Source organism: uncultured Maricaulis sp. (assembly GCF_947259345.1).
Taxonomy (GTDB): domain Bacteria; phylum Pseudomonadota; class Alphaproteobacteria; order Caulobacterales; family Maricaulaceae; genus Maricaulis.
This window is the reverse complement of the sequence record NZ_CAMYLS010000015.1, coordinates 25,945-50,479: the sequence shown is the minus strand read 5'-3', so window position 1 is coordinate 50,479 and position 24,535 is coordinate 25,945. Positions and strand designations below refer to the sequence as shown.

The following is a 24,535-nucleotide window of genomic DNA, read 5'->3' as shown; positions in this document are numbered from 1 at the left end:
TTACAGCACTCCAGCCAGAGCCTTCGCGAAGACAGCGATGTCTTCCGGCGTGTTGGTTTCGGTCGCGGCGACGATGAGATAATTCTCGAACCGACCCGGATAGAGGCGGCTGGCGGGGACACCGCCCAGCACGCCGACATGAGCCAGCTCATTCACTACCTGGTCCGCATTCTTCGGCAGCAACAGGGTGAACTCGTTGAAGAAGCTGTCATTGACCACTTCCACGCCCGGGATGGAGCCCAGCGCATCGGCCAGCTCACAGGCGGTCTCGTGATTGAGACGGGCCAGCGTGGTCAGACCCTTTTCGCCCAAGAGCGTCATGTGGATGGTCCAGGCCAGCGAGCACAGGCCGGCATTGGTGCAGATATTCGACGTCGCCTTGTCACGGCGGATATGCTGCTCGCGGGTCGACAGGGTCAGCACATAACCACGGCGGCCATCGGCATCGATGGTCTCGCCAGCCAGACGGCCCGGCATCTGGCGGATGAAACGACGATCATTCTTGCAGGCAAAGAGGCCGACATAGGGCCCGCCGAAATTCAGACCGACGCCGATCGACTGGCCCTCACCCACAGCGATGTCCGCACCCATATTCCCCGGCGCCTCGACCAGGCCCAGCGACACGGCTTCGGTGAAAACAGCGATGACCAGCGCGCCCTTTTCATGGGCGATGCGGGAGACTTCGCGCAGATCGTGCAGGCGACCGAAAATGTCCGGCGTCTGGATGACGACGCAGGCGGTCGTGTCGTCGATCTCGGCAATCACGGCATCCAGATCGGCCGGCGCCGCATCGGTCACAGAGATGGAGACGTCGGAATACTTGGCCAGGGTCTGCGAGGCCTCGACATAATGCGGGTGGACCGAGCCGGCCATGACAGCCTTGTTCCGGCGCGTGACGCGGGCGGCCATCATGACCGCTTCGGCGCAGGCCGTGGAGCCGTCATACATGGAGGCATTGGCCACATCCATGCCGGTGAGAAGCGCGACCTGGGTCTGGAATTCAAACAGGGTCTGCAAGGTCCCCTGGGAGATTTCCGGCTGGTAGGGCGTATAGGCGGTCAGGAATTCGGAACGCTGGATCAGGTGATCCACGGTCGAGGGAATATGGTGCTTGTAGGCACCTGCCCCCACAAAGAAGGGCGCCTGGCTGGCGGCGATATTGCGCGACGCCATGGCCGACAGGGCCCGTTCGACCTGCAATTCGCCCTGCTTGGTCGGCAGGTCGATCAGACCATCCAGACGCGCCGCTTCCGGCACATCGGTGAACAGGTCGTCGATGGAGGCCACGCCGATCGCATCGAGCATGGCCTTCCGGTCGGTATCTGTGTGGGGGAGGTATCGCATAGGGTCTTCCCTTTTATGCGGTGTGTGCGGTGTAGGCGGCTTCGTCCATCAGGCCGTCGAGCTGGGAGGCGTCGGCGAGCTTGATCTTGACGAACCAGCCCTCGCCGGTGGCGTCTTCATTGACCTTGGCCGGCTCGCCTTCGAGCGCGTCATTGATAGCGGTGATCTCGCCATCGACCGGGGCATAGACTTCCGAGGCAGCCTTCACCGACTCAACAACGGCGAACTCGTCGCCCTTGCTCAGCGACTTGCCGACTTCCGGCAATTCGACAAAGACGACATCGCCCAGCTGGCCGGCTGCGTAGGCAGTGATGCCGACAGTGGCGATATCGCCGTCAACGGTGATCCATTCATGGTCTTCAGTGTAACGCGTGGTCATGGGTTAAATCTCCTGCCCCAGAAAGATGGTCGGGCCTCAGCCCCGATAGAAATTCGCCGGTACGAACGGCAATTTGGTGATGGTGGCGGCGCGCGCCTTGCCGCGCACGAGAATGTCGACTTCGGTGCCCGGCTGCATGAAGTCCCGGTCCACATAGCCCATGGCGACCGGACCGTTCACGGTCGGGCCGAAGCCGCCGGAGGTCACGACACCGATGATATTGCCGGACTTGTCAGCGATCTCGGCGCCTTCGCGGGCCGGCGCGCCGGACAGCGTCAGGCCGACCCGCTTCTGGCAGGTCTTCTCTTCGATCTGCTTGGCGATCACGTCAGCGCCCGGGAAATCCCCACGCTCCCGGCGTGTCTTGGCCAGGGCCCAGATCAGGGAGGCTTCGACCGCCGTGCGGTTCTCGTCCATGTCGTGCCCATAGAGGCAGAGGCCGGCTTCCAGGCGCAGGCTGTCGCGGGCGCCAAGGCCGATGGCCTCGACTTCGTCCTGGGCCAGAAGCAGGCGCGCAATGCGGTCGGCCTCGGCCGCGGGGATGGAAATCTCGAACCCGTCCTCGCCGGTATAGCCCGAGCGCGACATCATCACCTCGACGCCGTCCAGCGTGAACACGCCGCACTGCATGAAGACCATCTTGCAGGCCTCCGGGCAGAGCCGCGCCATGACATCCTTCGCCGCCGGACCCTGCAGCGCGAGAAGCGCGCGCTCGGGAATGCGGGTCAGTGTGCCCTTGCCGGCCGTGGCCGCTTCGATATGGGCGAAGTCGGCATCCTTGGTGGCGGCATTGACGACCAGGTAAATGCCATTGCCATCCGGGCGCGAGACCATCAGGTCGTCGCGGATACCGCCGCGCTCATTGGGCAGGAGGGTGTATTTCTGTTCGCCGGCGCTGATCTCGGTCAGGTCGCAGGTCAAAAGGGCTTCCAGCGCCGCCTCGTCACCGACATAGCGCGCCTGGCCCATATGGGAGACGTCGAACAGGCCGACCTTGTCGCGGCAATGCCTGTGCTCGCCCATGATGCCGAGCGGGTATTGCACCGGCATGTCATAGTCGGCGAAGGGCACCATCTTGCCGCCAAGCTCGACATGGAGGGCGTGGAGCGGTGTCTTGTGAAGCGTTTCGGTCATGTCGGGTCCTTGCAAAGGTGCGATCCTGCACGCCCGGCAAGGCCTGCAAGCTGATCGCCCCCGCTGTCCCGAATACCTGAGAGATTCCGTGCGCGCCGCTAATGCCCCCCGATCGGGACCGGCCGCACTTGCTCCGTCGGTGGGGCAAGGGACTGATCCCTCACCCGCTTTCCAGCGTTCGTCTCTCCCGCGGTCCCTTGGCCTGAGCGTTTCCGGGGCGGTTGCGCCTTCGGCGCCGGCATATTCGCCGGTCTCTCCCGCGGGGAGTTTGGTCCCGCTCCGCCCGCTTTCATGCGGGTTTTGCGATTGCCGCGGACTCTATGATTCCGGGCCCGAGAGTCAATCGCGGGCGGCGGTAAAATCGTGAGGAATTACTCGCCCTGACAGGACAGGGGAAGACCGGAAACGGATAAAGCGAACACTGCTTCCCCAGACAAGGTACGGAGACTGCAGCCCGCTGAGTCCCGATTGCATCCAAATCGCGTCCCGCTCACATCACAGCAGCGTACAAACCCGGGATAGTTTCATGTCTTTCAAGATTTTTGCGGCCAGTCTTCTGGCGGCCACCTCACTCATTTCTTCTTCGGCATTCGCCCAGATCGTGACGATCAACGAGGACACAGAGCGGCGCATCACGGACTATATCGCCACGGCAGAGGCGGTTGGCTCGGCCGGCGGCCTCTTGGTCACGATCGGTGATGAAACCCTCATTTCAACCGGGTACGGACTGGCCAATCGCGGCGCGCAATATCCCGCAACGCCGGAAAGCGTGTTCGACATGGGCTCGCTGACCAAACAGTTCACCGCAGCGGCCATACTGGTACTCGAGGAGCGCGGCCAGCTGAGCGTCAATGATACACTGGATCGGTATTTTGCCGATCTGCCTGCAGACAAGACCGGTATTACCATCCACCAGCTGCTGACGCACACGTCCGGCCTGTCGGACCATACCGGCGGTTATGAAGGCAGCGATCACAGCCCCTACAAGTCACGCGAAGATTTCTTTGCCGCGCTGTTTGCCAGTCCGCTGAGCCGTGAGCCGGGCACGTCGCTGGAATACAGCAATGCCGGATACACAGTTCTCGCCGCGATCATCGAGGACGTCAGCGGCACGGATTATGAACACTTCCTGATCGAGGCAGTTCTGGACCCGGCCGGGATGGACCAGACCGGTTATCGCCAGCGCGACTGGGCTGATGAAGACCTGGCGCACATGTATTTCCATGGCTTCCTGGACCCTGAACGGGCCGATATCGGCAGCTTCATCGACCGGTGGCGCGAAGAGGAAGTCTCTTGGCACATGTTGGGCAATGGCGGCCTCTACACAACGCTTGTCGACATGGGCAAATGGCACCGCGCGCTGCAGGACGGCACTATTCTATCCGCGGAATCCACCGCACAGATGCAGGCACCGCATGTCCCTTGGGAAGCAGGCGATCCGGATCATTATGGCTATGGCTGGATCGTGGAAACTGGATCCGAGGGAATGCCCGTCAATCATGCCGGCTCGAACGGGCTCTTCAATGCCACGATCCGCCGCTATCCGGCAGACGACATTCTGATCATGCACTGGACCAATGAAAGCCGCCCCGCCGCGGATCGCATGGGCCCGGTGGTGCGTCGCATGCTGGTAGACCCGGCCTACGAGGCCAACCCGGTTCACGCCTCGCCCTATACGCTGATCAACCAGTTCAGCCAGAGCCAGCCAGTTGAGCGGGTCGCCGATCTGCCCGCGCACCTGGAAATGATTTCCGGGCGCGAGCTCAGCGACCGCCGCATTCTCAACCGGGTCGGCTTTTATCTGCTGGGTGAAGAACGCGGTGACTGGGCCGTCGCCCTGTTCGAGTTGAACACCACGCTCTTCCCGGGCGATGGCAATCTGTATGACAGCCTCGGTGAAGGGCAATTCGCGCTGGGCAATACCGAGGCCGCGCTCTCAGCTTTCCGCACATCGCTGACGCTGGCGCCGGACGACGGCGGATGCGGCTGGTGCGAGAATGCCCGGACCCGTATCGCCGAACTGGAAACTGGTGCGCAATAGCACCGGCGCCTACATCCGCTACGTCGCTTTCAACCTGCAAGGAGGGGGCAGAGCTCAAGCTGTCTGCTCCTTGCCAGGGCGATTGCGCCTTCGGGGCGATTGACCGGCGCCCGGTTACTCGCCCTGATAGGACATGGGCAGACAGATACCGAGACCGGACTGAAGCGCCGGCTGGATCGCCGCCTGTTCCTCGGGATCCAGGGTCGCAACTTCGGTCGCTGCGGCATCACGCGCGGCCTCCCAGTCATCAACCATGGCCTCGCCCTGGATCGCGCCCTGAGAGCCCAGCGCGATGACCCGATAGGCGGCGGGCGACAGGCCCGCGCTCAACGCACCATCAAGGCAGCTGCAAAAGGCCTCGTGATCGGATGGCTCACCACCCGACCGGCGCATTTGCTGGACCTGACAGGATTGCTGCATCCAGGCAGAAAACTGCTCCGGATCATCGGGGAATTCGGTCGCGGCAAGGCTGGCAAGACTGGCGATCAGGCTGACAATCATCAGGGTATCTCCTCATTGAACAGGCGCCAGCCTAGCGCATTTACCGGCCTCTGCCCTCCCCTGTTCGGGGGGAGACAGTTCCGCCTGAGGACTCCCCCTCATCCGGCCCTGCGGGCCACCTTCTCCTAAGGGAGAAGGAAGGGAGTGAGCCAAATCACGCCACACAGACATGGTCCCGTATTAGATTGAGCGCATTCACCTTCCCTCTCCCTAGGGGAGAGGGTGGCCAAAGGCCGGGTGAGGGGGAAGCCCCGGAGCAAGCAGGATGACGCACACCGTCCTCAAGAACCGGCATCTCGCGCGGTCCATGCGCAAGGCGCAAACACCCGCAGAGGCGCGCCTCTGGTCGCGACTACGCAATCGCAACCTCCTCGGCGTGAAGTTTCGGCGGCAGGTGCCAATTGGTCCCTACATCGCCGATTTCGCTTCGCGCGAAGCCCGCGTGATCGTTGAAGCCGATGGCGGCCAGCACGGTGAGACCGAATCCCAAGACGCGGAGCGTACGGCTTTCCTGGAGCATCGCGGCTATCAGGTTCTCCGCTTCTGGAACCACGCCATCCTGGCCGATATTGACAGTGTAATGGAGGTGATCGGCGAGACGGTCCACTACGCGGTTCATCCGAAAAATCCGGACGCGCGGCGGTAGAATGGGCCGCGCGCCCCCTCATCCAGCCCTTCGGGCCACCCTCTCCCCGAGGGAGAAGGAAGGGTATGACCTACATCCGTTCCGGTGCTTCCAGGCCCAGCAGGTCGAGACAGAGTTCCAGCTGTTTCAGCGTCGCTTCCGCCAGCGCCAGGCGGGAGGCTTTCACCGCGTCGTCTTCCGCCACGAGGACCGGGCAGGCCGCGTAGAATTTCGAGAAGGCCTGGGCCAGGGTGAAGGCGTGGTCGCAGATGGCGTTGGGGGCGCGGTTCTCGATGGCCTGGTCGAGGGCGGCGCCGAACGCGTCGAGCGCCAGCAGGAGATCGCGCTCTTCCTGGGCGTCTATGGCGATCTTGCCCGGCGTCACGCCCGCCTCTTCGGCCCGGCGCATCAGCGATTTCACGCGCACCGCGGCATAGAGAAGATAAGGACCGGTCTTGCCTTCGAAACTGGTGAAACGGTCCAGATCGAAGACGTAATTCGTGGTGCGGTAATTTTGCAGATCAGCGAATTTGATCGCGGCCAGCCCGACCATGCGGGCGACGCGGCCATGCTCTTCGGCGCCGACATCCGCGGCGAGCCCCGCCTCCTTGAGGCGTTCATCGGCGCGCTCGATGGCACTGGAGATCAGGTCGGCAAGGCGGAACGTCCCGCCATCACGGGTGCGAAGACGCTTGCCATCCTTGCCGTTGACCGTGCCGAACTTCACATGCTCCAGCGCGCCCTCAGCGGCGAGGCCGGCCTTCTCGGCGGCGCGGAAGACCTGTTCGAAATGGTCCGACTGGGCCAGGTCGACGACATAGAGGGTGAGGTCCGGGCCGACCGACTGCTTGCGATCGAGAATGGTGGCGAGGTCAGTCGTGCCGTAGAGGGAGGCACCGCCCGACGTGACCAGGATAAGCGGGGCCAGTTCCTTCTTGTCGCCGTCACGGGCCACCCGCACGACCCAGGCACCTTCGCTCTGTTCGGCCACACCGCGCGTCTTGAAATCCTCGACCAGGCCGGGAATGAGCGGATCGACATCGCTCTCGCCCTTCCACAGGTCGAAATGCACGCCCAGCGCACCAAAATCACGCTTCAGCGCGGCGACCGACACTTCAATGAAATGGCGCAACAGGGCGCGATAGCCGGCCCGACCGGCTTGCAGCTCGGCGGTCGCCGTGCGCGAGACTTCCAGACGCGCCGCATCCGCCTTGGCCTTGGCCGAGGCCTGCGGGTAGAGCCGTGCGAGATCCTCGATATTGACCGGCGGCTCGGACGGGTAGTCGCCCTTATGGTCGGCGTCGAAATAGACCAGGTCAGGCTGTTCTTCGCGCAGCTCGGTGATGAGATGGCCCATTTGCAGGCCCCAATCGCCAAGGTGGATGTCGGACACCACCTTGTCACCGCGGAAGCGGAACAAGCGCTGCAGGCTGTCGCCCAGCACGGAGGAGCGCAAATGGCCGACATGCATCGGCTTGGCAACATTCGGGCCGCCAAAATCGATCATCACGGTTTTTGGCTGTTCGGTAACCGGCGCGCCGGCGCGCTCGTCAGCAGCGATCTCCGCCGCGCGCTCACCATAGAGATGATCGGCCGGACGCAGATTGATGAAACCCGGGCCGGCGATCTCGGCCGCGCCGATCTGCGGCAGACCGTGCAGAAAGTCGACCAGCTTGCCCGCGATCTCGCGCGGATTCGACTTCGCCTGCTTGGCCGCCGGCATGGCGCCATTGCACTGGAAGGGGAAGACTTCCGGATTCTGTTTGGACGGGGTCACACGGCCCAGCTCACGCGGAAGCCCAAGGGAAGCAAACGCGTCGCCCAGCACGGCGCTGAGCTGATCGGCGATAGAAGGCATGTGTCTAGTCCTGGCCGGCCGCCACGCGGAAACGCTGTCCGGAGCGGTTGAAGGCGATCTGTTCCGGGGTCAGCTCGAAGCCGACGAGGATTTCGAAATTGACGCCCGACGTGCCTTCATCGGCGCGCGGGATGGAGATGGCATCGATGGTCTCGGTCAGGAAGACGCGATCCTGGTCGGCATCAAAGCGGACACGGACCGGGAAGATTTCCTTCTCGATGACCGCCATGTCGCGGCGGGTCACCGCGACGAAGAATTCATAGGTCCGCTCACGGCCCTGGGCCGCGGGACCGCGGCCAAAGCCGAAATCGATTTCCAGATTGGCCAGGATCGGGCGATCGCCGTAATAGCTGCACAGGGAGCGAACCGCGAGCACTTCGCCGGTGAAACCGACATTCTCATAGACGACGTCACTGCCGTGGAATTCGACAATGCGGTGCGCGTCATACAGGGACAGGGCAGACGGGCACGGGCCGATATTCGGCTCGGGATCAGAGAAGACGCGACCCACAGACTGACAGGACGACAGCAGGCCGGCCAAGGCAGCCATTGCGGCAAGAGAACGCACGGATTTGAACGACATTATGTACTACCTGTCCTGGAAACAGACCCGGTCGCTGGCTTGGGACCGGGCTCTTTGTTACCACGGTCATACGATGGAGATGCCGCTTCCGCAACGCCATCGCTGAAGGAGACACAAGCGTGACTGCGACACCCCGCCCCCCGCTGACCATATTGCGCGCCGCACCGCGCGGTTTCTGTGCCGGCGTCGACCGCGCGATCCAGATCGTCGAGCGGGCGATCGAGCGCTTTGGCGCGCCGGTCTATGTGCGCCACGAGATCGTTCATAACCGGCATGTCGTCGAACGACTGGAAGCCCTAGGCGCGGTGTTCGTCGAGGAGCTCGATGAGTGTCCGAATGACCGCCCGGTTGTCTTCTCCGCCCATGGCGTGCCCAAGACGGTACCGGCCGAGGCCGAACGCCGCGAGATGATCTATGTCGATGCGACCTGCCCGCTGGTTTCGAAAGTCCATGTCGAGGCCCAACGCCATTTCGCCAATGGCGATGAGATCGTTCTGATCGGCCATGCGGGCCATCCCGAAGTGGTCGGCACAATGGGGCAATTGCCTGACGGGGCGATCAGCCTGGTCGAAACCGTCGAGGATGCAGACCGATTCACGCCGCGCGATCCGCAGCACATTGCCTTTGTCACCCAGACCACGCTTTCGGTGGACGACACCTCGGCCATTGTCGATCGTCTGCAGGCCCGCTTTCCCGATATGAAGGCCCCGCACAAGGAAGACATTTGCTACGCCACCACCAATCGCCAGGCGGCGGTCAAGGCAATGGCCCCGCGCAGCGACCTGGTCTTCGTGATCGGCTCGCCGAACTCGTCCAACTCGGTGCGCCTGGTCGAAGTCGCCCAGCGCTCCGGCGCCGGCGATGCCCGGCTTGTGTCCTGTGCCGCTGATGTCGACTGGTCGACCATCGGGTCGATCCGCACGGTGGGCATCACCGCCGGCGCCTCGGCTCCGGAAGATCTCGTCGAAGGGCTCATCAATGCCTTCCGCGAGCGCTATGATGTGCAGCTGGAAGATATCCGCGTCACCGATGAGGATGTCGTTTTCAAACTGCCCCGCGCTGTCGCCTGAGGACATTCAATGGCCGAAAACAAGACCCAACCCACCGCGATCAAACCCGCCGAGTATGTTGAAGCCGTCGAGCATCCCGTGCGGCGTGAGGATGCCCGCACCCTGCTCGCCCTGATGGAACGCATCACCGGCTGGAAGCCGCAAATGTGGGGTCCGGCAATCATCGGTTTCGGGACCTATCACTACAAATATGAGAGCGGCCGCGAGGGCGACTTCATGCGCACGGGCTTTTCCCCGCGCAAGGCCAACATGGTCGTCTACATCATGCCCGGTTACAGCGATTACTCCGCTCATCTCGCCCGCCTCGGCAAGCACAAGCTTGGCAAATCCTGTCTTTACATCAACAAGCTGGCCGATGTGGACATGGCGGTCCTGGAAGAGATCATCCGCGCCGGCCTCGACGACATGGCGAAGAAATACCCATTGTGAGCACGATCACCATCCATACCGACGGCGCCTGTTCCGGCAATCCGGGACCGGGCGGCTGGGGCGCCATCCTGGAATGGAATGGCCACCGCAAGGAACTCAAGGGCGGCGAGGCCGACACGACCAATAACCGCATGGAGATGATGGCCGCCATCCAGGCGCTCGAGGCGCTGAAAAAGGCCGACCGCTCGGTTATCCTGATCACGGACAGCGTCTATCTGCGCGACGGCATCACCAAATGGATCCATGGCTGGAAAAAGCGCGGCTGGAAGACCGCCGACAAAAAGCCGGTGAAGAATGTCGATCTGTGGCAACGCCTGGACGACCTCACCCGCGCGCACACGATCGACTGGCGCTGGGTGAAGGGCCATGCCGGTGACCCGGGCAATGAGCGGGCCGACGAGCTGGCGCGCGAAGGGCTGGCCGAGGCGCGCGGAAGCTAGTTGCCCGCGACGTGCGTCAGGTATCTGGAACAAAGAAAAGGCCGCGGTGTCACCACCGCGGCCTTTCGGGACAATCAGCTGAAAGGGTAGGAACCAGCTGACCGGTCCGACAATCAGTCGTTCAGGCGGAATTCCAGCTCACGGGAATGGCCGTCCGTCTGGGCCGCGGCCGGCGCATAACGCCAGGCTTCGATGGCTGCCAGGGCGGCGCGGTCGAAGACCCCTTCCGGCGTGGCTTCGACGACTTCAGCATTGACCACTCGGCCATCGGCGTCGATCGAGTAGGACACGCGTACCGTGCCCTCAATGCCGCGACGCTCGGCCCCACGCGGATATTCCGGCGCGACCAGCTCAACAGATTCACGGGTCGTGGTGTTGTTGGCAGCAGCCGGCGCGGTCAGGGCAATCGGGGCGGCGATGGCAGAGATGCAGACAAGGGCGGAAAGGATTTGCTTTTTCATGGCGCTCACTCGGCGTTGTTGATGGCAAAGACGAGCGAGGGTGTAAGCCTGTGAAATTTCTGCCAGCTTGCTGGAATCGCTAAAAGTCGAGCGAATCCGATCATATCGTATGATCAGATCCGCCCTTTTACTTCACTCACGAAACAACTGTGAGCATGACACCGTTCACCGCGCTGACCGTCACCGTTGATCCAGCGACCGGATCGGTCCCGTCCGGCGTCTCGGCCGCCCACTCGCCATCACCATATTTGACCCGGCCGCGGCCGGCGACAAAATCGCTGACAACAGTGACCCGCTGACCGATCATCCGCGAGGAGCGGTCATTCAGGCCGAAGACCGAACCGGCCTTCATGGCCGGACGGACCCAGCGGTCTCCGACCCATAACAAGCCCAGCGACAGGATGGCGAAGACGGCCCACTGGACCGGCCAGCTCACACCCAGCATCTCCATCGCGACAAAGCCGGTCAGGAAAGCCGCCGCGGCAGGCCAGAGCAGATAGGTCGTGCCGGTGAGCAATTCGGCGATCAGGATCACGCCGGCAATCGCCCACCAGGCCCAGAGATTCATGCGGTCAAAGACCGACATCCACAAATCCATCATGACATCTCCTTCTTGACCCTGCGGCCTAGCTCTTGCGGGTGGCCTCGGAAACGGCGTCATGCGCCGCCTTGCCTAGTTCGCCAACGCCCGTGATGGTGGACAGAATATTGGAGAATTCGGCCGGGATGATCACCGTACGCTGTTGCTCACTGGTGGCCAGCTTGCCGAAGGCCTCGATGTATTTCTGGCCTAGGAAGTAGTTGATCGCGGACACATCGCCCTTGGCGATGGCGTCGGACACCATCTGGGTTGCGCGAGCTTCGGCCTCGGCTTCACGTTCGCGGGCCTCGGCATCCAGGAAGGCACTTTCCTTGCGTCCCTCGGCCTCGCGGATCGCCGCTTCCTTCTCGCCCTCGGCACGCAGGATGGCGGACTGCTTGGCGCCTTCCGCTTCCAGGATTTCGGCGCGCTTGAGACGCTCGGCCTTCATCTGCCGGGCCATGGCCTCGGTGATATCGACCGGCGGTGACAGGTCGCGGATCTCGATCCGGGTCACTTTCACGCCCCAGGGATTGGTGGCGGCATCGATCACGCCCAGCAGGCGGGCATTGATCTCGTCCCGTTTGGACAGGGTTTCGTCCAGGTCCATCGCACCGATCACCGTCCGCACATTGGTCAGCGAGAGGTTGATGATGGCGAAGTCGAGATTGTCGACTTCATAGGCTGCGCGCGGCGCATCCAGCACCTGGATGAACACGACCGCGTCAACGGACACCGTCGCATTATCCTTGGTGATGACATCCTGGTTCGGCACGTCGAGCACGCGCTCGCGCATATTCATCTTGTAGCCGACCACGTCCACGAAAGGCGTCAGGAAGTGTAGTCCGGGTTTCAGGGTTCGCGTGAAACGTCCGAAGCGCTCGACCGTGAATTCCCGCCCCTGGGGCACTGTCTTGACCACCGAGGCGATGAGAAACAGCGCCAGCAGCAAGAATACACCAATACCGATCAATCCGAAGTCCATGCGAACCCCTCCTTCTTGTTATTGAAAGCCCCCTCAATCGAGGACGGTCAGGCAGAAACACCGTCGAGCTGACCCAGGATATGGTCGGCAGACGACACCTTGAATTCACCGGGGGCCTCGACATTCAGTTCGGCGACCTCGCCATCCTTCACGAGGATGGAAAAGCGCTGGGCCCGCACGCCCATGCCGAAACCCGTGCCGTCCATCTCCAGGCCGACCGCCTTGGCGAACTCGCCATTGCCATCTGCCAGCATGACGACCTCGTCACCGGCATTCTGGGACTTGGCCCAGGCATCCATGACGAAGACATCATTGACCGAGAGGCAGGCAATCGTGTCGACGCCCTTGGCCTTGATTTCAGCCGACTTTTCGATGAAGCCCGGCAGGTGTTTGGCCGAACAGGTCGGCGTGAAGGCACCGGGCACTGCGAACAGGGCGACGGTCTTGCCAGCGAACACGTCAGCCGTGCTCAGCTTGTTCGGTCCGTCCGCCGTCATGGTCATGAAAGTGGCTTCGGGAAGACGTTCTCCGACCGAGATGGTCATGGCATTTCTCCTGTTGATCAGTATGAGCGGTATTCCGCACGGCAAGATAGCGGGAACCCGGCTGGACGCATCCCCCTTTTGGGTGGAACATGTCAGCCATGGAACCGGCACGCCCGACAGATGTGGACGAGACCTTCCTCGGCGGCAAGCTTTTGATCGCTACGCCGAGCATTGGCGATCCGCGCTTTGACCGCACCGTCATACTCATGTGTGATCACAGCCCTGAACACGCGATGGGGATCATTCTCAACAAGCCCGCCGACGACCTGCGCCTGCCCGAGCTTTTCGATCAGCTGGGCGTGGTCGGTTCACACCCGGCGCCGGACAAGCCGGTGCTGATGGGTGGACCGGTTGACCAGGATCGAGGCTTTGTCCTGCACACGCGCGATTATTCCAGTGACGACGCCACCCTGCCTGTCTGCGCGCGAATCGGCCTGACCGCGACCAAGGATGTGCTTGAAGCGATGGCATCAGCAGCGCCGCCCCGTCGAAGCTTGCTGGCCCTGGGCTATGCCGGTTGGGGGGCTGGCCAGCTGGAAAACGAGCTGGCTGCCAATGCCTGGCTGGTGACCGAGCTGGACGAGGACCTTGTCTTCGAGACGCATGACGCGGAAAAATGGCCGCGCGCGCTGGACCTTCTCGGTGTCAGCCCCGAACATCTTTCCGCCCTGTCGGGCCACGCCTGACCGCCCTCAATACGGATTTTCCATGGCTCCCCATATTGTCGAGAACGGCGAGTTCGCCGGCTGGCGCATCTGGCCCGACGACCCGTTCGAACAGAGTGCCGGCCCGTTTTTCATGCGCGTCGGACCGGATGGACCGGAAATGGCCTTTCGCGCCGAGCGCCACCATCTCAACGGCATGGGCGCCGTGCATGGCGGCTGCCTGATGAGTTTTGCCGATTTCGCCCTGTTCGGGATCGCCCATGAGGAGCTCAAGCCCTCCGGCTATGGCGTCACGGTCGCGTTCACATCCGAATTTATTTCGGGTGCGAAGGAAGGGGTCCTGATGGAGGCGCGGGGTGAAGTCCTGCGGGCCGGCGGCTCACTTATTTTCGTGCGCGGCCTGATCACGGGCGATGGCGCGCCGGTGCTCAATTTTTCCGGGACGATCAAGCGCCTGCGGGCTTGAATCGCCCGTCCAGTCCGGCAAGCAAGGCCTGCTCGGCGACATCCGGCGCCAGCGCCCCCGCATAGCGATAGCCTTGCGCATACTGGCACCCCATGGCGGCGAGCCGCTCGGCGGCGGCCGCACTCTCCACACCTTCAGCCACGACTTTCATGCCAAAATGCGTGGCCAGCTGGATCACGGACTTCACCACGGTCCCGGCGCTTTCATCGCCCATCATGGCGCGCACGAAATAGCGATCAATCTTGACCACGTCGAAGGGCAACATGTCGAGGCGGGCCAGGGAGGAATAGCCGGTACCAAAATCATCGAGTGCCAGCGACACGCCGCCCTCGGCAAGGCGCCGCATCGCCGCAGCCGCCATGTCGGGGTCCTGCATGATCTCGGTCTCTGCGATTTCGAGCTTGAAGGCGCCCGCTGGAAGCTTCGCGGCTGTGACGGTCTCCAGGAGATCCGTGACAAATGCCGGATCCACCAATTCGCTGACCGTCGCATTGGCGGAGATGAAGATGTCGGCAGCCGCACCATGGGCGACGCGCCAGGAGGACAGGTCTGCCGCAGCATGGCCGCGCACCGTGGTGCTGATCCGGTTGAGCAGATCGAGCTCACCTGCCATATCGAGGAAATCATCGGGCGACAGAATGCCGACTCCGGGCCGGTCCCAGCGTGCCAGCGCCTCGAAACCCGCGAGGCGGCCGGTATCGAGCGCAATAATGGGCTGATACCAGGCCATGACTTCGCCTGAAGCAACGCCCTTGGCCAGGGCGTGCTCCTCACCGATTCGCCCGGCGAGGTCACGCGTCGCACCGGCTGGCGTCATCAGCCCCTCGATCCGCCCGTCATCGCCGCGTTTTCCCAGCAACCGCACATAGGCCAGACGATCACCGGCGCCGATCAGTCGAATACGCAAATCCAGCGTGTCGCCCTCGACAGCCGCAGCCAGCCGCGACTGGTCGGCCGGTCCGAGGCGATCGAGGAAGCCCTGCCAGTCCATCTCGGCCCGTTCGAAGCCGAACGCCGCCGCATCCCCGGTCAGGCGGACCTGACCGGCAACAAGGTCACAGGCAAAGGCGAGCGCGCCGGCCGCCCGGACCCCGGCTTCATATCCGGTTTCCGTCATTTGCGAGGATCGGTGGACAGGATGGCGAAACGATCATGATCGCGCCACTCACCCGCGATGTTGAGGAAAGCGCGCGAACGCCCCTCCTTCACGAACCCAACCTGTTCCAGCAGCGTGCGCGAGGCGGCATTATTCGGTTGGCAGGCGGCCTCGACACGGTGCAGACGCAGCTCATCGAAGGCGAAGGCCAGCACCCGGCGCACGGCAGCCCGCGTGTGTCCCTTGCGAACATAGGGCGAGCCGATCCAGTAGCCGACATCGGCCGATTGCAGGACGCCACGGCGCACATTGTTCAGATTGCAGGCGCCCAGCAGAACGTCATCGCGCGCGCGAACGACAAAGAATGGGTAGCCCAGGCCGGCATCACGATCCGCCTGGTAGCGATCAATGCGGCGGCGAAAGGCGCCCTTGGACAATTCATCGCTCGTCCAGGCCGGTTCCCAGGGCTCGGTATGGGCACGAGAGGCGCTGCGCAGCTTGGCCCAGTCTTCGTAATCGGAAAGCGTCGGGGCCCGCAGGCGAATGCCCTGGCCAGTCAGGGTCTCGTCCCAGGAAGTTTCGCGCCAAACTGCCAAATTCCATCTCCGTATCCGGGCGGATACTAGTCCGCCTTCTGGTTCTTGTCGCCATCGCGCGATGGCTTGTTAAAGCGCAGCCGTCCCCGGCTGACATGCAGGGCGAGATACACCCCGATCAGAGCCAGCGCCAGACCATACCAGGTCAGGGCATAGCCCAGATGCTTGGCCGGCGGCGTCCGGCTCAGTGAGGCCGGCATGCCGGTATCGGCGCGTGCCCAGACCGGCAGCAGGCTGTCCGGTTCAATCCCGAAGGTCGCCGCCATGGCTGCACGATCATGGCTATACCACTGATTGGTATCCGGATCGTTTCCGGGTGTGAAAAGACCCGGCTCCGGTGGCATCTCGAGCCGCCAGACCTGCACGGAAGACTGGGTTTCGGTCCGCAAGTCCTCGAAGGCCACTTCCACCATCAGATAGCGCGCCGGGTCATCCGCACGGCAGCGTGGTGCCGGCATCAGCGCCAGACGCATCCAGCCGGCCGTCTCGCGCATGGCGTAGAGGCGCAGTGTCGGGCCGCCCAACGGGACCGGCCCGGTGACCGGCGGCGAGAAGGCGCCATCTTCCGGCTCACACAGGGCCGTGCGAAAGCTGACCGCCTCGCCGCGCGCCTCATAGGCCGCGATCTGGTCGGCCTTCCAGGACATGCGCTGCATCTGCCAGCTGCCCAGCGTCACCAGCAAGGCAAGGCTGGCCAAGGTGAATACGGTGAGCAGCGGGAGCGGCTGGAAGCGGGGCATGGCGGACAGGGTCCATCACCAAAAAGGGGCGAGGCTGTCAGGCCTCAATCGTCCAGCCGCGCCTCCTGGGCGTCATGCTGGAATTGCAGGGCGAAGAGCAGGCCCTTGATCGGCCGCAGGGCGGCAATGCAGGCGATGGGCACGAAGGGCAATTGGAAGATTGCGTGCACCCACCAAGGTGGGCTGAAGGCCGCCTCGACCAGCAGGAAGAGGACCATGGCCAGAAAGCCGACAATGAAGAGGACGAAGACCGAAGCGCCGTCGCCGACATCCGCGCTTTCAAAGTCGGCGCCGCAGACATCACAGCGTGGCGCGATCTTCAGCAGCCCGTCAAACATGGCCCCCTCCCCGCATTTCGGGCAGCGCCCCTGGACGCCGGTCGAAAACGGGGAGGGTTTTGTCATGGGAAGGGTCAGCCTTGATAGACGACGTAGACGAAGGCGAAGAGGAAGAGCCAGACCACGTCAACGAAGTGCCAGTACCAGGCGGCCGCTTCGAGACCGAAATGCTTCTTCGCGCTCATTTGACCGGCCAGGAGGCGGAAGAGGCAGACAGCGAGGAAGATGGTGCCGATCACCACGTGAGCGCCGTGGAAGCCCGTCGCCATGTAGAAGGTCGACCCGTAGAGATTGCCGCCATCGGCCATGGAGAAGGCGAAGTGGGCTTCCGAATACTCGTAGACCTGCAGGGCAGTGAAGCACATGCCCAGCGCGACCGTGAAGATCAGACCGGTGATCGCCCCCTTGCGGTCATCATGCTGGAGCGCGTGGTGCGCCCAGGTCACCGTGGTGCCCGAGAGCAGCAGGATGAGCGTATTCATCAGCGGGATGTGCCAGGGGTTGAAGGTCTCGACCCCGGCCGGCGGCCAGGTGGCGAGCGCCGGGTCCATCCGAACCTCATGGAAGATGGCGTATTCGAAGAAGGACCAGAACCAGGCCACGAAGAACATGACTTCCGAGGCGATGAACAGGATCATGCCATAGCGCATGCCGATATCGACAACGGCCGTGTGGTCGCCGCGCTTTGATTCCTTGATCATGTCACCCCACCAGCCGATCATCGTCCAGATGACGATGAGGAAGCCGAGGGCGAGGCCGCCCCAGGAGCCATCTGCATACATGAAGGCCAGCGGATGCTCGGCCGAGACCAGGCCGGCCATGTTGCCGACGGCACCGATGGCCAGAAGGAAGGCGCCCACCGAGCCCACAAACGGCCACGGGCTCGGGTCAACCAGGTGGTAGTCGTGCTTAGCGGCATGCCCAGCCATCGCGAATCTCCTGCGATCTCAAATCAGCGAAGTGTGCTTCTGATACGCGGCACACTCGAAAGGTTCAATGCTAAGGCGCGGCGTCGGACGAAGCCGACCCCCCGTCTTCGGACTCAAAAAACGTATAGGACAAGGTGATCGACGCGACATCATCCATGCGCCGTTCCTCGTCGATCAGCGGATCGACAAAGAAGAGAACAGGCATCTCGATGCTCTCACCCGGTTGCAGCGTCTGCTCGGTAAAGCAGAAGCATTCCAGTTTGGAAAAATAGGTCGCTGCCTTGTAGGGCGCGACATTATAGGTCGCCACACCGGTCACCGGCTGGCTCGAATTATTGGTCGCCGTGTAATAGGCGAGCGCCGTTTCGCCGACCCGCACGGTGATCGAGCGCTGCACCGGCTCGAAACTCCAGGGCAGGTTGCGATTGGTATTGGCGTCGAAATACACCGTAACTTCGCGATCCAGGATGGCCCCGGCTTCGCCGACCGCAACCTGGGTCGTACCGCCATATCCGGTCACGCGGCAGAAAAGGTCGTAAAGCGGAACAGCCGCATAGGCGGCACCGACCATGACAGCGGCGGCCAGAGCCGAGAATGCGGCGACGCGGGCATTCTTGTTGAGCGGCATACGAATCATGCGCCGGCTCCCGCGGCGATATTCTGGCTCAGGCGTACCACGGTGATCGCGAAGACAGCGACCATGAAGCCAACAAGAGACAAGGCGATCACCACATTGCGGCGGCTCCGGGCCTTTTCCTGCTCCGGTGTCAGACGCACGGTCTCCGTCGACTGCGTATAGTCCGGCTGTTTGGACTCGATGACCTCCTCGATCATCTCGCCAACGGACTTCTTGGACTTGCCAGTTTCGTTCTCGGTCATCATCCCACTCCCGGAATGGCGACATAGGCACCAAATGCGTGCTCAATAATCAATGCGGCAAAAAGGACCGTCAGATAGCCGATCGAGTAGGCGAAGAGATCGCGCGCTGCCTTGTCACCGGCCCGGACGGCATAAAGCGCGCCCTCTTCCGCCGACCCCGCCTCACCGGCCCGCGAACGGAAGATCCGCCAGGCCAGCAGCAGGAAGAGCGCACCGCCACCCAAAGATGTCGCACCATAGACGGCGCCGCCGAGCCCGGTCAGAACCGGGGCACCGGCAAAGACCACCAACACGATGGAATAGAGCAGGATTTGCAGGCGGGTCGACTTGGCGCCCTTGGCCACCGGCATCATCGGCACATTGGCCGCGGCATAGTCGCCGGACTTGTAGAGCGCCAGCGCCCAGGAGTGAGGCGGCGTCCACAGGAAGATGATCATGAAAAGAATGACCGCATCGAGTGAAATCTCGCCGGTCACCGCGACCCAGCCAATCATCGGCGGGAAGGCCCCGGCGGCGCCACCAATAACGATATTCTGCGGCGTCGAACGCTTGAGGATCATTGTGTAAATGACGGCGTAGAAGAAAATCGAGAAGGCCAGCAGGCCGGCGGCGAGGTAATTGCTCGCCAGTGCCATCAGCAGGACCGACAGGATCGCGGCCACAACGCCGAAGCCATAGGCATTGGCCACCGAGACCACGCCGCGCGGGATCGGACGCTTGCGCGTGCGCTGCATGGTGGCGTCGATATCGGCATCATAGGCCATGTTGAGCGCACCGGCAGCACCGGCACCCACGGCCAGGCACAGGATCGACATCACCGCCAGGAACGGATCGGCATCGACCGGTGCCGCGATGAGACCGGCAAAGGCGGTGAAGACGACCAGCGTCATCACCCGCGGTTTCATCAGGTCAAAATAGTCGCGGGGCGAGGCTGTCGAAACAGCCTCGCCCTCTGCGCGATTGTCGCTTGGGGTCACGATCGTGTCCAAGGTCAAACCTTATTTGATCTTCGGCAGTTCGGAGAACTGGTGGAAGGGCGGCGGCGAGGACAGCGTCCACTCGAGCGTGGTTGCGCCTTCACCCCACGGATTGGCGTCGGCCTTGCGGCGGCGGATCATCGCGTCGATCAGCACCGCAAAGAACAGCACCATACCCACCAGCATGATCACATAGCCCCAGGAGGACACCGCGTTCCAGAACTCGAAGGCATCCGGATAGTCGACATAGCGACGCGGCATGCCATTCAGGCCCAGGAAGTGCTGCGGGAAGAAGATCACATTGGCGCCGATGAAGAAGAAGAAGAACTGGGCGCGGGCGAGGAAGGAATTGTACTTCACGCCGAAAATCTTCTCGAACCAGTAATACCAGCCGGCAAAGATTGCGAAGACGGCACCGAGTGACAGCACATAGTGGAAGTGCGCCACCACGTAATAGGTATCGTGCAGGGCCTGGTCGACGCCGGCATTGGCCAGCACCACGCCGGTCACACCGCCGACGGTGAACAGGAAGATGAAGCCGATCGCCCACATCATCGGGGTCCGGAACTCGATCGAGCCGCCCCACATCGTGGCAATCCAGGAGAAGATCTTGATCCCTGTCGGCACCGCAATGACCATGGTCGCGGCGACGAAATAGGCCTTCAGATCAACCGGCATGCCGACCGTGTACATGTGGTGCGCCCACACGATGAAGCCGATGAAGCCGATCGCCACCATGGCATAGGCCATCCCGAGATAGCCGAAGATCGGCTTGCGCGAGAAGGTCGACACGATATGCGAGACAATGCCGAAACCGGGCAGGATGAGAATGTAGACTTCCGGGTGACCGAAGAACCAGAACAGGTGCTGGTACATGACCGGATCACCGCCACCTTCCGGTGCGAAGAAAGCCGTGCCGAAATTGCGGTCAGTCAGCAGCATGGTCAGCGCACCGGCCAGAACCGGCAGGGAGAGCAGCAGCAGGAAGACCGTCACCAGCACCGACCACACAAAGAGCGGCATCTTGTGGATGGTCATGCCCGGAGCGCGCATGTTGAAGATGGTGGTGATGAAGTTGATGGCGCCCAGGATCGAGGAGACACCGGCGATGTGCAGCGACAGGATCAGGAGATCCATCGCCGGTCCGTTATGCCCGGAGGTCGACAAGGGCGGGTAGAGCACCCAGCCACCGCCAAAGCCCAGGTCGGCACCGGCACCCGGCACGAACATCGACATCAGCGCCAGCGCGAAAGAGGCCGGCAGGAGCCAGAAGGAGATGTTGTTCATCCGCGGGAAGGCCATGTCGGGCGCGCCGATCATGAGCGGGACGAACCAGTTGCCGAAACCACCGATCATCGCCGGCATGACCATGAAGAAGATCATGATCAGCGCGTGCATCGTGGTCACGACATTGTAGTTGTGGGCATTGCCGAACAGCGCGCCCCAACCGGTATCTTCACCGGTAAAGACCTGCAGGCCCGGCTCCATGAGCTCCCAGCGGATCAGGCCGGAAAGACCACCACCGATAATCCCCGCGAAGATCGCGAAGACCAGGTACATCGTACCGATGTCCTTGTGGTTGGTGGACAGCACCCAACGGCGCCAGTCCCACATGCTCGGAGTGTGATCGTCGTGCGTAGCGGCGTCAGCAGACATGGTTCAGCCCATCCCTAGTCGAGTTGCGCCAGGCGCGTTTCCCGCGCGGCGGAATATTCAGCAATGATCGCATCAGCGGCCTCGGAGTACTCGTCCTCGGCCTTGGCCGCGATCCAGGCATCAAAGACATCCTGGGGCACGACATGGACTTCGATCGGCATGAAAGCGTGGCGAAGGCCGCAAAGCTCGGAGCACTGGCCGTAATAGACGCCTTCCTGGGTCGCCTGGAACCAGGCTTCATTGATGCGGCCCGGAATGGCGTCCATCTTGGTGCCAAAGGCCGGCATCGCCCAGTTATGGATGACGTCGGAAGCCGTAACCTGCAGGCGGACCGTCGCATTGACCGGCACCACAAGCGGGTAATCAACCGACAGATTGCGCAGCTGGCCCGGCTCGAGGTCCTCGTCTTCCACCATGTTGGAGAAGTATTCCGCGACTTCGTGATCCGGATACTCGTAGGACCAGTTCCACTGATTGCCGGTCGCCTTCAGCGTGAAATCGATTTCAGCCGGGATCACGTCCTGCTTGTACAGGAGCGGGAAGGACGGGATCGCGATCCCGATCAGGATCAGAACCGGCACCGCCGTCCACACCACTTCAAGCAGCGTGTTGTGGCTGAACTTGGAGGGCGTCGGATTGGCCTTCCGGTTGTAGCGGATCATCACATAGATCAGCAGCCCCATCACGAAGAGCGTGATCACGGTGATGATGACCAGCAGGATATTATGGAAGGACACGATGTCTTCCATGATCGGTGTCACGGCGGGCTGAAGGCCCAGCGCTCCGTCGGTCGGCTGGCCGGGCGTGGCAAACGCGCCGGCGGCGAAGGTCGTCCAAGTGAGCGCAAGTGCGGTCAGGAATCGCATGGCTTCCCCATACAAGTCAGGCATTAAGGCGGGAATCCCCCACCGATGGCGGCGGAATATAGAGCCCGTCTCCGGCCCTGTCAGGCCATCAACGGCATTTTTTCTCGTGTCATACACACTGGGCGCCGCATTACAGGAGATTGCCCGCCTGGAAAAGGCCGCATGCCCAGCTCGCGAAGTTATGATCGGCGCTTTTGTCATCATGGGGATATCATGGAGCGGTTCATAGCAACGGAAAGGAGCGACCGATGCGTCTATTCGTCTCACTCGCTGCCCTTGTAGTTTGTATGAGTACTGCACCGGCAACAGCCCAATTCCAGGTGCTCGGCCGTTCGGCCGCCGCAACCTGTTTCGAACATGCCGTGGCAGCCCGCCACGATGTCAGAGCCATCCAGGACTGCGACATGGCGCTGCGCGACAACCGCGTAACCCGCCGAGACCGCGCCGCCACACTGGTCAATCGGGGCATTTTGCGGATCCACCAGAATCGCCAGGATGAAGCCCTCGAAGACTTCGAGCGGGCCGAATCCCTGCATGATTTCGCCCCCAGCGCACTGGCGGTGAATCGGGCCTGCGCCCTGATCGGACTGGGCCGCTACGCCGAAGCTGTCGCACAGGCGGATCTGGCCATTCGGGCCCAGGACAGTCGCGAGGCGGATGCCTGGTTCAATCGCGGCCTGGCGCTTGAAGCCATGGATGAACTCGCCGCGGCCTATGATTCCTATCGTCAGGCGCGCCGGTTGCGGCCCGGCTGGGACCTGCCACAGGATGAGTTGTCGCGCTTCCGCATCACTTCGCGTTAAGCAGCAATGCCGCCGGCGACGGGCGGTGACTGCGTAGCGCGACCCGCCTTGTGTTCACGCCCGGGGTCGGCTCGACTATGTATGATGTCGAGAAGCCCCCGGGAGTGCGCATCATGTCCGATGATCCGATCAGCCAGTTCGATTTTGATGCCGACAGTGTGCAGCCGATTCTGCACGACGCGCTGCACGGGGCCGATGATGGCGAACTTTTCCTGGAAACCGAGGTTTCCGAATCGCTGGTCTTTGATGACGGGCGTCTGAAAGCGGCCAATCTTGATTCGGCGCGCGGTTTCGGCCTGCGTTGTGTTGCGGGCGAGGCCTTCGGCTATGCCCACTCCTCCGATCCGACCCTGGAAGCCGTCCGCCGCGCCGCGGAAGCCGCCTCGGCCGTAAAGCGCGGCCATGCCGGCGTGCTGGCACCGCCGCCGGCCGGGACGAATCGCAAACTCTATGACGCCATCGACCCGGTGGCCCGGCCCGGTTTCGAGGCCAAGGCCGCCCTGCTGCAGGAGATCGATGCCTATTGCCGCACGAAGGATGCCAGCGTGGTCCAGGTCTCCGCCTCGATCGCCGGTGCCAAACGCGCGGTCTCGATCCTGCGCGCCGGCGGGGATCTGAAAACCGATATCCGCCCGCTGGTCCGACTCAATGTCTCGGTCACCGTGGAACGCGGCGGTCGCCGCGAGACCGGCTCGGCCGGCGCTGGTGGCCGAGCCGAGTTTGATCGCTGGATCACCCCGGACGCCTGGAAGCCGCTGGCCGACGAAGCCCTGCGTATCGCCCGGGTCAATCTCGATGCGGTCGATGCGCCGGCCGGTGTGTTCGACGTTGTGCTCGGACCGGGCTGGCCCGCTGTCCTGCTGCACGAAGCCGTCGGACATGGCCTGGAGGGCGATTTCAACCGCAAGGGCTCGTCTGCCTTTGCCGGGCGCATGGGCGAGCAGGTTGCCGCCAAGGGCGTGACCGTGGTCGATGACGGCACCATGCCGGAACGGCGCGGTTCGCTGACCATTGATGATGAAGGCACGCCAACCGAACGCTCCGTGCTGATCGAGGATGGTATCCTGACCGGCTATATGCAGGACCGCATGAATGCCCGCCTGATGGGCCAGAAGCCGACCGGCAATGGCCGCCGTCAATCCTATGCCCACCCGCCCCTGCCGCGCATGACCAATACCTACATGCTGGCCGGTGAGCACAAGCGCGATGAAATGGTCGAGAGCCTGAAGGACGGCATCTATGCCGTGAATTTCGGCGGCGGCCAGGTCGATATCACCTCGGGCAAATTCGTCTTCCAATGCACCGAGGCCTATCGCGTGCAGGACGGCAAAGTCGTCGCCCCGGTCAAGGGGGCCACCCTGATCGGTGACGGCCCGACCGCCCTCACCCAGATCACCATGATCGGCGATGATTTCGAGATGGATCCGGGAGTCGGCATGTGCGGCAAGGCCGGACAGGGCGTCCCCGTCGGCGTCGGCCAGCCCAGCCTGAAAATCTCCGGCCTCACGGTCGGTGGGTCGGGCAGCTGATCCTTACCGCCTTTTCATCG

At 62.8% G+C, this 24,535-nt stretch carries 29 protein-coding genes and 1 riboswitch; of the genes, 9 read left to right on the top strand and 20 right to left on the bottom strand.

The window, feature by feature from the left end; genetic code table 11:
* From gcvPA to gcvT, 3 genes are read right to left on the bottom strand one after another with little or no spacing between them, the layout of a single operon-like run.
* A complete protein-coding gene (gcvPA, locus tag Q0X62_RS07580; RefSeq protein ID WP_297733553.1) occupies positions 1-1,344 on the bottom strand; it encodes an aminomethyl-transferring glycine dehydrogenase subunit GcvPA in 1,344 nt (447 codons plus the stop codon).
* A gap of 13 nt (positions 1,345-1,357) precedes the next feature.
* Positions 1,358-1,723: a glycine cleavage system protein GcvH gene (gcvH, locus tag Q0X62_RS07575; protein ID WP_297733550.1), complete on the bottom strand. Its 366-nt coding sequence runs from the start codon at positions 1,721-1,723 to the stop codon at positions 1,358-1,360.
* A gap of 36 nt (positions 1,724-1,759) precedes the next feature.
* The gene (gcvT, locus tag Q0X62_RS07570; RefSeq protein ID WP_297733547.1) at positions 1,760-2,857 is read right to left on the bottom strand and encodes a glycine cleavage system aminomethyltransferase GcvT; all 1,098 of its coding nucleotides are present in this window, start codon (positions 2,855-2,857) and stop codon (positions 1,760-1,762) included.
* 180 nt (positions 2,858-3,037) lie between these two features.
* Positions 3,038-3,127, bottom strand: a riboswitch (glycine riboswitch).
* A gap of 256 nt (positions 3,128-3,383) precedes the next feature.
* Here gcvT and Q0X62_RS07565 point away from each other — a divergent pair.
* Positions 3,384-4,898 (top strand): serine hydrolase domain-containing protein, encoded by a 1,515-nt coding sequence (locus Q0X62_RS07565; RefSeq protein WP_297733544.1) that lies wholly within the window; start codon positions 3,384-3,386, stop codon positions 4,896-4,898.
* 114 nt (positions 4,899-5,012) lie between these two features.
* Here Q0X62_RS07565 and Q0X62_RS07560 read toward each other — a convergent pair whose 3' ends face one another.
* A complete protein-coding gene (locus Q0X62_RS07560) occupies positions 5,013-5,399 on the bottom strand; it encodes a hypothetical protein (protein ID WP_297733541.1) in 387 nt (128 codons plus the stop codon).
* A gap of 265 nt (positions 5,400-5,664) precedes the next feature.
* Between Q0X62_RS07560 and Q0X62_RS07555 the strand changes: the two genes are divergently transcribed.
* A complete protein-coding gene (locus Q0X62_RS07555) occupies positions 5,665-6,045 on the top strand; it encodes a DUF559 domain-containing protein (RefSeq protein ID WP_297733538.1) in 381 nt (126 codons plus the stop codon).
* A gap of 70 nt (positions 6,046-6,115) precedes the next feature.
* Here the strand turns inward: Q0X62_RS07555 and argS are convergent, their stop codons facing one another.
* Positions 6,116-7,882 carry an arginine--tRNA ligase gene (gene argS, locus Q0X62_RS07550; protein WP_297733535.1) on the bottom strand — a complete coding sequence of 589 codons (1,767 nt, stop codon included), beginning with the start codon at positions 7,880-7,882 and terminating at the stop codon, positions 6,116-6,118.
* A 4-nt stretch (positions 7,883-7,886) separates the two neighbouring features.
* Positions 7,887-8,465 (bottom strand): hypothetical protein, encoded by a 579-nt coding sequence (locus tag Q0X62_RS07545; protein ID WP_297733532.1) that lies wholly within the window; start codon positions 8,463-8,465, stop codon positions 7,887-7,889.
* Positions 8,466-8,584: 119 nt separating this feature from the next.
* Here Q0X62_RS07545 and ispH point away from each other — a divergent pair, with 119 nt between their 5' ends.
* From ispH to rnhA, 3 genes are read left to right on the top strand one after another with little or no spacing between them, the layout of a single operon-like run.
* Complete coding sequence (gene ispH / locus Q0X62_RS07540) at positions 8,585-9,535, top strand: 4-hydroxy-3-methylbut-2-enyl diphosphate reductase (RefSeq protein WP_297733527.1); 951 nt, start codon at positions 8,585-8,587, stop codon at positions 9,533-9,535.
* A gap of 9 nt (positions 9,536-9,544) precedes the next feature.
* On the top strand, positions 9,545-9,964 hold the full coding sequence (locus tag Q0X62_RS07535) for a DUF1801 domain-containing protein (protein WP_297733524.1): 420 nt from the start codon (positions 9,545-9,547) through the stop codon (positions 9,962-9,964).
* Complete coding sequence (gene rnhA / locus Q0X62_RS07530) at positions 9,961-10,404, top strand: ribonuclease HI (RefSeq protein WP_297733521.1); 444 nt, start codon at positions 9,961-9,963, stop codon at positions 10,402-10,404. Before Q0X62_RS07535 ends, rnhA begins: the two co-directional genes overlap by 4 nt.
* A gap of 113 nt (positions 10,405-10,517) precedes the next feature.
* Here rnhA and Q0X62_RS07525 read toward each other — a convergent pair whose 3' ends face one another.
* From Q0X62_RS07525 to Q0X62_RS07510, 4 genes are all read right to left on the bottom strand, one after another.
* Positions 10,518-10,865 carry an energy transducer TonB gene (locus Q0X62_RS07525; protein WP_297733518.1) on the bottom strand — a complete coding sequence of 116 codons (348 nt, stop codon included), beginning with the start codon at positions 10,863-10,865 and terminating at the stop codon, positions 10,518-10,520.
* A gap of 136 nt (positions 10,866-11,001) precedes the next feature.
* Positions 11,002-11,466: an NfeD family protein gene (locus Q0X62_RS07520; protein WP_297733515.1), complete on the bottom strand. Its 465-nt coding sequence runs from the start codon at positions 11,464-11,466 to the stop codon at positions 11,002-11,004.
* A gap of 25 nt (positions 11,467-11,491) precedes the next feature.
* Positions 11,492-12,430, bottom strand: coding sequence for an SPFH domain-containing protein (locus tag Q0X62_RS07515; RefSeq protein ID WP_297733512.1), 939 nt, complete (start codon positions 12,428-12,430; stop codon positions 11,492-11,494).
* 47 nt (positions 12,431-12,477) lie between these two features.
* Positions 12,478-12,975: a peroxiredoxin gene (locus Q0X62_RS07510; protein WP_297733509.1), complete on the bottom strand. Its 498-nt coding sequence runs from the start codon at positions 12,973-12,975 to the stop codon at positions 12,478-12,480.
* A 98-nt stretch (positions 12,976-13,073) separates the two neighbouring features.
* Between Q0X62_RS07510 and Q0X62_RS07505 the strand changes: the two genes are divergently transcribed.
* Together Q0X62_RS07505 and Q0X62_RS07500 are read left to right on the top strand one after the other, a co-directional pair.
* The gene (locus Q0X62_RS07505) at positions 13,074-13,661 is read left to right on the top strand and encodes a YqgE/AlgH family protein (RefSeq protein ID WP_366946125.1); all 588 of its coding nucleotides are present in this window, start codon (positions 13,074-13,076) and stop codon (positions 13,659-13,661) included.
* 22 nt (positions 13,662-13,683) lie between these two features.
* Positions 13,684-14,106: a PaaI family thioesterase gene (locus Q0X62_RS07500; RefSeq protein WP_297733503.1), complete on the top strand. Its 423-nt coding sequence runs from the start codon at positions 13,684-13,686 to the stop codon at positions 14,104-14,106.
* On the opposite strand, the gene Q0X62_RS07495 is transcribed toward Q0X62_RS07500, so the two are convergent.
* The 10 genes from Q0X62_RS07495 to coxB all read right to left on the bottom strand — a co-directional run bounded on the left by Q0X62_RS07495 (position 14,087) and on the right by coxB (position 22,183).
* Entirely contained in the window at positions 14,087-15,223 is a 1,137-nt protein-coding gene (locus Q0X62_RS07495; protein ID WP_297733501.1) for an EAL domain-containing protein, read from the bottom strand. The genes Q0X62_RS07500 and Q0X62_RS07495 overlap by 20 nt on opposite strands.
* Positions 15,220-15,798, bottom strand: a complete 579-nt coding sequence (locus Q0X62_RS07490) for a GNAT family protein (protein WP_297733498.1) — start codon at positions 15,796-15,798, stop codon at positions 15,220-15,222. The genes Q0X62_RS07495 and Q0X62_RS07490 overlap by 4 nt, the downstream gene beginning before the upstream one ends.
* A gap of 26 nt (positions 15,799-15,824) precedes the next feature.
* Positions 15,825-16,538 (bottom strand): SURF1 family protein, encoded by a 714-nt coding sequence (locus tag Q0X62_RS07485; protein ID WP_297733496.1) that lies wholly within the window; start codon positions 16,536-16,538, stop codon positions 15,825-15,827.
* 44 nt (positions 16,539-16,582) lie between these two features.
* Positions 16,583-16,876, bottom strand: a complete 294-nt coding sequence (locus Q0X62_RS07480; protein ID WP_297733493.1) for a DUF983 domain-containing protein — start codon at positions 16,874-16,876, stop codon at positions 16,583-16,585.
* 74 nt (positions 16,877-16,950) lie between these two features.
* Positions 16,951-17,805 (bottom strand): cytochrome c oxidase subunit 3, encoded by an 855-nt coding sequence (locus Q0X62_RS07475; RefSeq protein ID WP_297733490.1) that lies wholly within the window; start codon positions 17,803-17,805, stop codon positions 16,951-16,953.
* A 70-nt stretch (positions 17,806-17,875) separates the two neighbouring features.
* Entirely contained in the window at positions 17,876-18,433 is a 558-nt protein-coding gene (locus Q0X62_RS07470) for a cytochrome c oxidase assembly protein (protein WP_366946124.1), read from the bottom strand.
* A 5-nt stretch (positions 18,434-18,438) separates the two neighbouring features.
* Positions 18,439-18,684 carry a hypothetical protein gene (locus Q0X62_RS07465; RefSeq protein WP_297733485.1) on the bottom strand — a complete coding sequence of 82 codons (246 nt, stop codon included), beginning with the start codon at positions 18,682-18,684 and terminating at the stop codon, positions 18,439-18,441.
* On the bottom strand, positions 18,684-19,673 hold the full coding sequence (locus tag Q0X62_RS07460; RefSeq protein ID WP_366946119.1) for a heme o synthase: 990 nt from the start codon (positions 19,671-19,673) through the stop codon (positions 18,684-18,686). The genes Q0X62_RS07465 and Q0X62_RS07460 overlap by 1 nt, the downstream gene beginning before the upstream one ends.
* A 9-nt stretch (positions 19,674-19,682) precedes the next feature.
* Positions 19,683-21,317, bottom strand: coding sequence for a cytochrome c oxidase subunit I (ctaD, locus tag Q0X62_RS07455; RefSeq protein WP_297733482.1), 1,635 nt, complete (start codon positions 21,315-21,317; stop codon positions 19,683-19,685).
* A gap of 14 nt (positions 21,318-21,331) precedes the next feature.
* Positions 21,332-22,183, bottom strand: coding sequence for a cytochrome c oxidase subunit II (gene coxB / locus Q0X62_RS07450; protein ID WP_297733480.1), 852 nt, complete (start codon positions 22,181-22,183; stop codon positions 21,332-21,334).
* A 287-nt stretch (positions 22,184-22,470) separates the two neighbouring features.
* On the opposite strand from coxB, the gene Q0X62_RS07445 reads away from it, so the two are divergent.
* Complete coding sequence (locus Q0X62_RS07445; RefSeq protein ID WP_297733478.1) at positions 22,471-22,986, top strand: hypothetical protein; 516 nt, start codon at positions 22,471-22,473, stop codon at positions 22,984-22,986.
* A gap of 113 nt (positions 22,987-23,099) precedes the next feature.
* Positions 23,100-24,515, top strand: a complete 1,416-nt coding sequence (gene tldD, locus Q0X62_RS07440) for a metalloprotease TldD (RefSeq protein ID WP_297733476.1) — start codon at positions 23,100-23,102, stop codon at positions 24,513-24,515.
* Positions 24,516-24,535 lie beyond the last annotated feature (20 nt).

What these genes read in the sequence shown, in the direction of transcription:
- Q0X62_RS07465 (WP_297733485.1), bottom strand. Translation starts at nt 18,684, where the DNA reads ATGACCGAGAACGAAACTGGCAAGTCCAAGAAGTCCGTTGGCGAGATG.
- ctaD (WP_297733482.1), bottom strand. Translation starts at nt 21,317, where the DNA reads ATGTCTGCTGACGCCGCTACGCACGACGATCACACTCCGAGCATGTGG.
- Q0X62_RS07500 (WP_297733503.1), top strand. Translation starts at nt 13,684, where the DNA reads ATGGCTCCCCATATTGTCGAGAACGGCGAGTTCGCCGGCTGGCGCATC.
- argS (WP_297733535.1), bottom strand. Translation starts at nt 7,882, where the DNA reads ATGCCTTCTATCGCCGATCAGCTCAGCGCCGTGCTGGGCGACGCGTTT.
- Q0X62_RS07475 (WP_297733490.1), bottom strand. Translation starts at nt 17,805, where the DNA reads ATGGCTGGGCATGCCGCTAAGCACGACTACCACCTGGTTGACCCGAGC.
- gcvT (WP_297733547.1), bottom strand. Translation starts at nt 2,857, where the DNA reads ATGACCGAAACGCTTCACAAGACACCGCTCCACGCCCTCCATGTCGAG.
- Q0X62_RS07505 (WP_366946125.1), top strand. Translation starts at nt 13,074, where the DNA reads ATGGAACCGGCACGCCCGACAGATGTGGACGAGACCTTCCTCGGCGGC.
- Q0X62_RS07545 (WP_297733532.1), bottom strand. Translation starts at nt 8,465, where the DNA reads ATGTCGTTCAAATCCGTGCGTTCTCTTGCCGCAATGGCTGCCTTGGCC.
- Q0X62_RS07485 (WP_297733496.1), bottom strand. Translation starts at nt 16,538, where the DNA reads ATGCCCCGCTTCCAGCCGCTCCCGCTGCTCACCGTATTCACCTTGGCC.
- Q0X62_RS07495 (WP_297733501.1), bottom strand. Translation starts at nt 15,223, where the DNA reads ATGACGGAAACCGGATATGAAGCCGGGGTCCGGGCGGCCGGCGCGCTC.
- Q0X62_RS07510 (WP_297733509.1), bottom strand. Translation starts at nt 12,975, where the DNA reads ATGACCATCTCGGTCGGAGAACGTCTTCCCGAAGCCACTTTCATGACC.
- Q0X62_RS07480 (WP_297733493.1), bottom strand. Translation starts at nt 16,876, where the DNA reads ATGTTTGACGGGCTGCTGAAGATCGCGCCACGCTGTGATGTCTGCGGC.
- gcvPA (WP_297733553.1), bottom strand. Translation starts at nt 1,344, where the DNA reads ATGCGATACCTCCCCCACACAGATACCGACCGGAAGGCCATGCTCGAT.
- tldD (WP_297733476.1), top strand. Translation starts at nt 23,100, where the DNA reads ATGTCCGATGATCCGATCAGCCAGTTCGATTTTGATGCCGACAGTGTG.
- gcvH (WP_297733550.1), bottom strand. Translation starts at nt 1,723, where the DNA reads ATGACCACGCGTTACACTGAAGACCATGAATGGATCACCGTTGACGGC.
- Q0X62_RS07525 (WP_297733518.1), bottom strand. Translation starts at nt 10,865, where the DNA reads ATGAAAAAGCAAATCCTTTCCGCCCTTGTCTGCATCTCTGCCATCGCC.
- Q0X62_RS07470 (WP_366946124.1), bottom strand. Translation starts at nt 18,433, where the DNA reads ATGCCGCTCAACAAGAATGCCCGCGTCGCCGCATTCTCGGCTCTGGCC.
- Q0X62_RS07555 (WP_297733538.1), top strand. Translation starts at nt 5,665, where the DNA reads ATGACGCACACCGTCCTCAAGAACCGGCATCTCGCGCGGTCCATGCGC.
- Q0X62_RS07445 (WP_297733478.1), top strand. Translation starts at nt 22,471, where the DNA reads ATGAGTACTGCACCGGCAACAGCCCAATTCCAGGTGCTCGGCCGTTCG.
- Q0X62_RS07515 (WP_297733512.1), bottom strand. Translation starts at nt 12,430, where the DNA reads ATGGACTTCGGATTGATCGGTATTGGTGTATTCTTGCTGCTGGCGCTG.
- Q0X62_RS07565 (WP_297733544.1), top strand. Translation starts at nt 3,384, where the DNA reads ATGTCTTTCAAGATTTTTGCGGCCAGTCTTCTGGCGGCCACCTCACTC.
- Q0X62_RS07560 (WP_297733541.1), bottom strand. Translation starts at nt 5,399, where the DNA reads ATGATTGTCAGCCTGATCGCCAGTCTTGCCAGCCTTGCCGCGACCGAA.
- coxB (WP_297733480.1), bottom strand. Translation starts at nt 22,183, where the DNA reads ATGCGATTCCTGACCGCACTTGCGCTCACTTGGACGACCTTCGCCGCC.
- Q0X62_RS07535 (WP_297733524.1), top strand. Translation starts at nt 9,545, where the DNA reads ATGGCCGAAAACAAGACCCAACCCACCGCGATCAAACCCGCCGAGTAT.
- Q0X62_RS07520 (WP_297733515.1), bottom strand. Translation starts at nt 11,466, where the DNA reads ATGATGGATTTGTGGATGTCGGTCTTTGACCGCATGAATCTCTGGGCC.